Consider the following 1,715-nt stretch of genomic DNA (forward strand, 5'->3'; position numbering starts at 1 on the left):
CCGGCTCCCGGCGCGGGGTCGGCGGCACCGGCGAGCCGTAGCCGACGCGCAGCACGGCCCGCGGTTCCAGCGTCCCGTCGAGCAGCGACCGCAGCTGCGCGCGGGTCTCACCCACCTCGACCACCTGGGACAGGTAGGAGGCGGCCAGGCCCAGCGAGGTCGCGGTCAGCAGCAGCCGCTGCATCGCCTGCCCCGCCTCCAGATCCGCCTGCCTGCCCTGGCTGTAGGAACACAGCACCATGGTCAGCGGGTCGTCCTCGAAGTCCTTGCCCGGCACGCGCGGGCGGGCGTGCCCTCCGGAGAAGTCCCGCAGCACCCATTCGTCCTGGGCTTCCGGCGCCGGACCTGCCGAGGAGGCCTGCACCCCTTCCGGCGCGCCTTCGCGCAACCCGGTCCACGCCGCCATCTCGGCGCGGAACCGCTCATCGGCCATCTGCGCCTCGTGCGCGCGACGCACCAGGCCGAGCAGCTCGGCGCGCTGCGCCCGCTCCACCATGTGCACCCACGCGTGCTCGGTGGCGACCGCGCCGATCAGCGTGTTGCGGTGCACCTTCGGCACCGGGGTCGGCAGGAACGGGCGGCGGTTCGTGCGCCGGGTCGTGATCGCGCGCAGCAGCGCGGACTGCTCGGCGCCGACGTGCACCGAGCCGCCGCGGCGGATCTCGGCCAGCAGCCCGGGAATCCGGACCGACGGCTGCAAGGTCACCAGCGGCCGCACCCCGACGTGCGCGAGGGCCAGGCGGAGGTTGAACAGCGCGGCACCGCAGCCGAGGCGCAGTTCCCGGTCCTCCGGATCGGTTCCCGGCATCCGGCGATCCTGATCCGCGTGCAACTCGATGACCTCGGGCGCGATCCGGAACCGCCAGGGCTGCCGGTTGTGCAGCGACGGGGCCCGCCCCGCCAGCCGCAGCACCTGCTCGACCTGCTCGGGCGCCAGGCCCAGCGCCGCGGGGAAGGTCGCCTGCATCTGCGGTGCCTCCTTCGTGCCACGCGGTTGTGCTCGGCCGACCGGTTCACGATGCCGGGTTCCGGCTGCACCCCCACACGGGACAAAGTCCCTCGTCAGCGCCTTGAAACAGCGAGGGCGCCGTCATGGCTGCGAACAGCGGGACGGCGCCCTGGAAGAACCGGCGGTTCCGGGAGGAGGAGCGGATCAGGCTGGCTGCGGCAGCCGCCTGCCGCCCTGCACGGTGGCCTGGTAGCAGGGCCTGCACACCTCACCGGTCGAGGTCATGGTCAGTTGCGGCGCCAGCAGCCGCAGGCCGTGCTCCGGGGTCTCCTGGCAGATGCCGTGGTGGCCGGCCTGCCTGCACAAGCAGGTGCAGATCGCGTCCATGGTCTCCTCCTCGCGGGAATTCAGTTCCCCGCCGACCGGCCGTCCACAGTGGAGCGCAGGGGCGACCGGCCGGGCGGAGCGCTCAGTCCTTGATCGTGCACAGCGGCGCGCCCTGGTTCAGGGAATCGCCGGGCTGCGCGGCCAGCTCCGTGACGGTGCCGTCCTTGTGCGCGTTGACCGGGTTCTCCATCTTCATCGCCTCCAGCACGCCGATCAGCTCGCCCTTGGCGACCTGCTGGCCGTCCTCGACCGCCAGCTTGATCAGCGTGCCCTGCATCGGGGCGGTGACGGCGTCCCCGGACACCGCGGCTCCGCCACCACCACCGGTGCGCTTGCGCGGCTTCTTCTTCGCCCCGCCGGCCGCGGGGGCCGCGGCGGC

General features: G+C 73.4%; 3 protein-coding genes. All 3 read right to left on the reverse strand.

Annotation, left to right across the window (positions count from 1 at the left end):
• Positions 1 to 967 (reverse strand): nitroreductase family protein (locus IJH84_RS26355; protein ID WP_295150225.1); only part of this gene is annotated, 967 nt, incomplete at its 3' end.
• A 186-nt stretch (positions 968 to 1,153) separates the two neighbouring features.
• Positions 1,154 to 1,336 (reverse strand): hypothetical protein, encoded by a 183-nt coding sequence (locus IJH84_RS26360; protein ID WP_200070710.1) that lies wholly within the window; start codon positions 1,334 to 1,336, stop codon positions 1,154 to 1,156.
• Between the two features lie 82 nt (positions 1,337 to 1,418).
• On the reverse strand, positions 1,419 to 1,715 hold a 297-nt coding region (locus IJH84_RS26365), incomplete at its 5' end, for an acetyl-CoA carboxylase biotin carboxyl carrier protein subunit (protein ID WP_295150229.1).

The organism is Saccharopolyspora sp. (genome assembly GCF_017434145.1).
GTDB lineage: Bacteria > Actinomycetota > Actinomycetes > Mycobacteriales > Pseudonocardiaceae > Saccharopolyspora_C > Saccharopolyspora_C galaxeae.

Bases quoted from the DNA above. Each gene is read 5' to 3' on its own strand.
- IJH84_RS26360 (WP_200070710.1), bottom strand. From the start codon at position 1,336: ATGGACGCGATCTGCACCTGCTTGTGCAGGCAGGCCGGCCACCACGGC.